This is a genomic window from Rugamonas aquatica, assembly GCF_009380215.1.
In the GTDB taxonomy this organism is placed as follows: Bacteria; Pseudomonadota; Gammaproteobacteria; order Burkholderiales; family Burkholderiaceae_D; genus Rugamonas; species Rugamonas aquatica_B.
On record NZ_WHUG01000010.1, the window covers coordinates 231,434 to 237,974 of the forward strand.

The window sequence follows — 6,541 nt, forward strand, 5'->3', positions numbered from 1 at the left end:
TCGGCTGCCCCTTTTAGTTTGCGTAAGCTACGCTACGATCAGATCGCGTCGAGTGCCGCGTTGAAGGTAACGCTTGGACGCATGACCGCTTCGGTCTTGGCTGGATCCGGGTAGTAGTAACCACCGATATCCGTTGCCTTGCCTTGTGCCGCGTTCAGCTCGGCGACGATCTTGGCTTCGTTTTCGGCCAGGCTTTTCGCCAGCGGCGCGAAGTAGGCTTTCAGTTCGGCGTCGTCGTTCTGCGCAGCCAGCGCCTGCGCCCAGTACAGCGACAGGTAGAAGTGGCTGCCACGGTTGTCCAGCTCGCCGGTGCGTGGCGATGGCGACTTGTTGTTGTCCAGCAGTTTGCCGGTGGCTTCGTCCAGCGTCTTGGCCAGCAGTTTGGCTTTGGCGTTGCCGGTCTTGATGCCCATGTCTTCCAGCGATACCGCCAGCGCCAGGAACTCGCCCAGCGAATCCCAACGCAGGTGGTTCTCTTCCACCAGCTGCTTGACGTGCTTAGGTGCCGAACCGCCGGCGCCGGTCTCGTACATGCCGCCGCCCGCCATCAGCGGAACGATGGACAGCATCTTAGCGCTGGTGCCCAGTTCCAGGATCGGGAACAGGTCGGTCAGGTAGTCGCGCAGGATGTTGCCGGTCACCGAGATGGTGTCCAGGCCGCGCGATGCGCGCTCCAGCGTGTAACGCATGGCGCGTACTTGCGACATGATCTGGATGTCCAGGCCCTTGGTGTCGTGCTCCTTCAGATAAACCTGGACCTTCTTGATGACTTCGTTCTCGTGCGGACGGTACGGGTCCAGCCAGAACACGGCAGGCATGCCGGAGTTGCGGGCGCGGGTGACGGCCAGCTTGACCCAGTCGCGGATCGGTGCATCCTTGACCTGGCACATGCGCCAGATGTCGCCCGCTTCCACTACCTGGCTCAGCAGCACTTCGCCGGTGGTCAGGTCGGTGATGTTGGCGACGCCGCCTTCAGCCACTTCGAAGGTCTTGTCGTGCGAACCGTATTCCTCGGCTTGCTGAGCCATCAGGCCGACGTTCGGCACGGTGCCCATGGTCTTAGGATCGAAGTTGCCATGCCATTTGCAGAAATTGATCATCTCCTGGTAGATGCGGGCGAAGGTCGATTCCGGCATGACCGCCTTGACATCCTTCGGACGGCCGTCGGCGCCCCACATTTTGCCGCCGATGCGGATCATGGCAGGCATCGATGCGTCGACGATGATGTCGTTCGGCGAGTGGAAGTTGGTGATGCCCTTGGCCGAGTCGACCATGGCCAGTTCCGGACGGTGCTCGTGGCAGGCGTGCAGATCCTTGAGGACTTCGTCCTTCTTGGAGGCCGGCAGGGTTTCGATTTTCTCGTACAGATTGGCCATGCCGTTGTTGACGTTCACGCCCAGTTCATCGAACAGCGCGGCGTGCTTGGCGAAGGCTTCCTTATAGAAGATGCGGACGCAGTGGCCGAACACGATCGGGTGCGACACCTTCATCATGGTCGCCTTGACGTGCAGCGAGAACATCACGCCGGTCTTGAACGCGTCGTCGATTTCCTTCTCGTAGAACTCCAGCAGCGCTTTTTTGCTCATGAACATGCTGTCGATGATCTCGCCGGCTTGCAGCGAAACTTTCGGTTTCAGCACAATGGTCTTGCCCGATTCGGTGATCAGTTCCATCTTGACATCGCGCGCCTGGGTCAGCGTCAGCGATTTTTCGCCATGGTAGAAGTCGCCGTGGTGCATATGCGAGACGTGGGTGCGGGAAGCCTGGCTCCACTCGCCCATCGAATGCGGGTTCTTGCGGGCGAACTCTTTGACGGCCTTGGGCGCGCGGCGGTCCGAGTTACCTTCGCGCAGGACCGGGTTGACGGCGCTGCCGATGCACTTGCCGAAGCGGGCCTTGAGCGCCTTGTCTTCGTCGCTTTTCGCGTCTTCCGGGTAGTCCGGCAGCTTGTAGCCGCGGCTTTGCAGCTCGCGCACGCAGGCGACCAGCTGCGAAACCGATGCCGAAATATTCGGCAGCTTGATGATGTTGGTGTCCGCGAGTTGGGTCAGGGCGCCCAGTTCGGCCAGGGTATTTGGCACTTTTTGCTCGTCGGTCAGGTATTCGGGGAACTCGGCCAGCACCCGTGCCGCCACCGAAATATCGCTGGAGGTCACGTCTACGCCAGCCGATGCGGCGAATTTGCGGACGATAGGCAGCAGCGAATAGGTCGCCAGCATAGGCGCTTCATCGGTCAGCGTGTAGATGATTTTAGTTTTCTGTGTTGCCATGTTCATTCCATGTCATGCGGGCGATACCCGCCGATTGAATTTCTCCGTTTCGGGATGTAAGACGGTTTGTCGTAATCCGGCAACGGGCCCAAACAGCATTTTAGACCTGTTGGCCGCCCCTGCACAGGGGCGGATTCTGCGTAGGAGCCCTTTTCGGCCGAATAAATGCAAAAACGCCATGCACTTTACTTACTGCCAGGCATCTACCGGTCGCGAAAAGTTTCCGAGATTGCCATCAACACATATTTCTTTGTTGCACTGATGCCGAAAGTGACTATCGGAGAGTTTCCAACCGAACTCCGCCTACTAAGATCATGACAGCGTTCTGCCCAAAGCTCATTTGGATATTTGGAATGCACATAAGGCCTGAGGAGGCGATATGAAATTTCAGAATTGGACGATAGCAAACAGGCTGGGCTTAGGTTTCGGCATGTGCGCCGTGTTTCTGCTGGTGGTCATCGCGATGGCTCTGAGCAGCATGCGCCAGATCCAGGAGCGCCTGAACGAGATCACCAAGGTCAACAATGTTGAGACCAAGCTGGCCCAGGTCATGGACCTGACCGTCACCGAGCGCGCGCTGGCCATGCGCAACCTCATCCTGCTCAAGGAAGACAAGGAAATCCAGATCGAGGTCAAGCGCATCGCCGAGCAGCAGAAGAAATACGCGGACGCCCAGGACCAGCTGGGCCAGATGTTCTCCAAGCTGAGTGGCACCTCGGCCGAGGAAAAAGACTTGCTGGAGCAGATACGCAAGCAGGCCGAGCAAGCCGCCCCCTTCATCGAGCGCGCCGCCGCGCTGGCGCTGGAACAGAAACAGGACGAGGCCTACAAGCTGCTGCGCTATGAATTCCGGCCGGTGCAGAAACGCTGGTGGGAATTGCTGCGCAAGCTGATCGCGGTCGAGGAAAAACAAAACGTCGAAGCGGCCGACGCCGCCGAAATCGCCTACGCACAAGCCCGCACGGTGATGCTGATTATCGGCTCGCTGGCGCTGTTGACCAGCGTGGTGGCGGCCTGGCTGATTACCCGCGGCGTGACCCGCGAGCTCGGTTGCGAACCGGCCGAAGCGGCTGAAATCGCCGGCCAGATCGCCGCCGGCAACCTGACCGTGCGCGTGGAACCCAAGCCTGACGACCAGCACAGCCTGCTGTTCGCCATGCGCTCGATGCGCGACAGCCTGGCGCGCATCGTCAACCAGGTGCACGCCAGCACCGAGACCATCGCCGCCGCCGCCGGCCAGATCGCTTCCGGCAACCTGGACCTGTCCTCGCGCACCGAACAGCAGGCCAGCACGCTGGAGGAAACCGCTTCCTCGATGGAAGAGCTGACCAGCACCGTGCGCCTCAATACCGACCATGCCCGCCAGGCCAACGGCCTGGCCGAGTCGGCCTCCGACGTGGCCGCCAAGGGTGGCGCCGTGGTGGCGCAGGTGGTCGACACCATGGCCGCCATCGATATCTCGGCGCGCAAGATCGTCGACATCATCGCCGTCATCGACGGCATCGCCTTCCAGACCAACATCCTGGCGCTGAACGCCGCCGTGGAAGCGGCGCGGGCCGGCGAACAGGGACGCGGCTTCGCCGTCGTGGCGACCGAGGTGCGCAACCTGGCGCAGCGTTCGGCCGCCGCGGCCAAGGAAATCAAGGACTTGATCGGCGATTCGGTCGACAAGGTCCAGGCCGGCAACCGCCTGGTCGAACAGGCCGGCAGCACCATGCACGACGTGGTGTCCAGCGTCAGGCGCGTGACCGACATCATGTCCGAGATCATGCAGGCCAGCCAGGAGCAATCGTCGGGCATAGAGCAGATCAACACCGCCGTCACGCAGATGGACGATGTGACCCAGCAAAACGCCGCGCTGGTGGAGGAAGCGGCGGCGGCCGCCCATGCGATGCAAGACCAGGTCAACAGCCTGAACGACCTGGTCAGCGTGTTCCGCACCGAGGCCCAGTCCGGCGCGCCGCGGCCCGCGCTGCAACGGGTGGCGGTCGCCGTGCCGGCCGCCATGAAACGCGCCGCGCTGCCGGCGGCCAGCCGCGCGCGCAGCGAGGCCAAGGCGCCCGCGCAGGAATGGGAACAGTTCTGATCTGGAGAGATAGCCATGGGTATGATGGAAACAGTCGACGGCCACGCCCTGTCCGGCGCGTCGAATATTTTCTGGCACGGCAGCCAGGTGACGGCTGAAGCGCGCTGCCGCCAGGCCGGGCAGCAGGCGGCGACGGTCTGGCTCACCGGCCTGAGCGGCGCCGGCAAGTCGACGCTGGCCTGCGCGCTGGAAGACCGGCTGGTGGCGTCCGGCCATCCGGCCTACGTGCTGGACGGCGACAATCTGCGCCACCATTTGAACAGCGACCTCGGCTTCTCACCGGCCGACCGCCAGGAAAACATCCGCCGCAGCGCCGAAGTGGCCAGGCTGATGAACGACGCCGGCCTGTTCGTCATCTGCGCCTTCATCTCGCCGCTGCGCCGCGACCGCGACATGGCCCGCGACCTCATCGGCGCCAACAATTTTCTCGAAGTCCATGTCAGCACATCCCGCAAGCTGTGCGAGGCGCGCGACCCCAAGGGCCTGTACAAGAAGGCGCGCGCCGGACTGATACCGGAGTTCACCGGCATCACGGCGCCGTACGAGGCGCCGCTGGCGCCCGCACTGTCGCTGGACACCGGCGCGCTGACGCTGAACTCCGCATGCGAACTGCTATACCAGCAACTGGCGCGCCGCTTCGTCTGATGCCATGGCTGCCGCACTGAACTACGATGTCTTCAACGGCGACGCCGACGGCATCTTCGCGCTGCACCAGCTGCGGCTGCACACGCCGCGCCATGCGCAGCTGGTGAGCGGCGTCAAGCGCGACACCGGCCTGCTGCAACGCCTGCCGGACGGCTGCGCCGGCCGGGTGGTGGTGCTCGACATCTCGCTCGACAGCAACGCCGACGCGCTGCGCCGCCTGCTCGACGGCGGCGCCGAGGTCGAGTACTTCGACCACCACTCGGCCGACTGCGCGTTCGCCCATCCACGGCTGCGCCTGCATTGCGATGGCTCCCCCGACGTCTGCACCAGCATCCTGGTGGACCGCCACCTGAACGGCCGCCACCGGCCATGGGCGGTGGCGGCGGCCTTCGGCGACAACCTGGCCGGCGCGGCGCGCCAGCTGGCGCAAGGCCTTGGGCTCGACGACGGCGCGGTGGCGGCGCTGGCGCAGCTGGGCCAGGTGGTCAACTACAACGCCTACGGCGAATGCGAGCAGGACTTGCACATGGCGCCGGCCGCGCTGTACCGCGCGCTCGGCGGCCACGACAGCCCGTTCGATTTCATCGCCGCCAGCGACGCCTACCGCGCGCTGTGCGCCGGCTACCGCGACGACTGCGCGCTGATGCAGGGCCTGCGGCCGCACGCCGAGCTGGCCAGCGGCGCGGTCTACATCCTGCCCGCCAGCGCGTGGGCGCGGCGCATCAGCGGCGTGCTGGCCAACCAGCTGGCGGCCGCGCACGACGGCGCTTCGTTCGCCGTGCTCAACGAGCGCAGCGACGGCTCCTACCTGGTCAGCGTGCGCTCCGGCGCCCCGCTGACCCTGAGCGCCTGCGGCTTCTGCCAGCAGTTCGAGGGCGGCGGCGGACGCAAGGCCGCGGCCGGCATCAACCATCTTCCGGCGGCCGAACTGGGCCGCTTCATGGATGGCTTCGGCCGTTACTTCAACGCGGCGGCCGGTGCCGATCATGCGCGCTGATGAACCGCTGCCGCCGGTCACGCAAGTCACGCTGGCCACACTGGCCCTGCTGTTCCTGCGCATAGGCTGCACCAGCGTCGGCGGCTTCATGGCGATGGTGGCGGTCACGCAGCAGGTCATCGTCGAGCGCCATCGCCTGCTGCCGGAATCGGACCTGCTGGACGGCCTGGCGCTGGCGTCCATCCTGCCCGGGCCGGTGGCCATCAATGTGGTGGCCTACACCGGCTACCGGCTGCGCGGCATCGGCGGCGCAGCGGTCGCCATCCTGTGCGCGGTGCTGCCGGCCTTTGTCTGCATCGTCCTGCTGGGTTCCCTGTATTTCCGCTTCGGCAGCATGGATGTGCTGCGGCCGCTATTCCTCGGCATCACGCCGGCCATCGTCGCCGTGGTGCTGGCCGCCGGTTGCCGCCTGTGGTCGGCGGCGGTGCACGACTGGCGCCAGGCCGCGCTCGGCATCGGCGCGGCGCTGGCGCTGACCGCCCTGCCCGGCCTGCCCACCACGCTGGCCCTGATGGCCGTGGCCGCCATCGTCGGCTGCACCGA

At 64.6% G+C, this 6,541-nt stretch carries 5 protein-coding genes; 4 read left to right on the forward strand and 1 reads right to left on the reverse strand.

The window, feature by feature from the left end; genetic code table 11:
- Positions 1-38: 38 nt before the first annotated feature.
- Entirely contained in the window at positions 39-2,270 is a 2,232-nt protein-coding gene (locus tag GEV02_RS22855) for an NADP-dependent isocitrate dehydrogenase (protein WP_152840253.1), read from the reverse strand.
- 379 nt (positions 2,271-2,649) lie between these two features.
- On the opposite strand from GEV02_RS22855, the gene GEV02_RS22860 reads away from it, so the two are divergent.
- The 4 genes from GEV02_RS22860 to GEV02_RS22875 all read left to right on the forward strand — a co-directional run.
- Positions 2,650-4,356: a methyl-accepting chemotaxis protein gene (locus GEV02_RS22860; protein WP_152840254.1), complete on the forward strand. Its 1,707-nt coding sequence runs from the start codon at positions 2,650-2,652 to the stop codon at positions 4,354-4,356.
- Positions 4,357-4,371: 15 nt separating this feature from the next.
- Entirely contained in the window at positions 4,372-5,001 is a 630-nt protein-coding gene (cysC, locus tag GEV02_RS22865; protein WP_152840255.1) for an adenylyl-sulfate kinase, read from the forward strand.
- 4 nt (positions 5,002-5,005) lie between these two features.
- On the forward strand, positions 5,006-5,998 hold the full coding sequence (locus tag GEV02_RS22870) for a hypothetical protein (RefSeq protein ID WP_152840256.1): 993 nt from the start codon (positions 5,006-5,008) through the stop codon (positions 5,996-5,998).
- Positions 5,988-6,541 (forward strand): chromate transporter (locus tag GEV02_RS22875; RefSeq protein WP_174999291.1); only part of this gene is annotated, 554 nt, incomplete at its 3' end. The genes GEV02_RS22870 and GEV02_RS22875, both read left to right, overlap by 11 nt.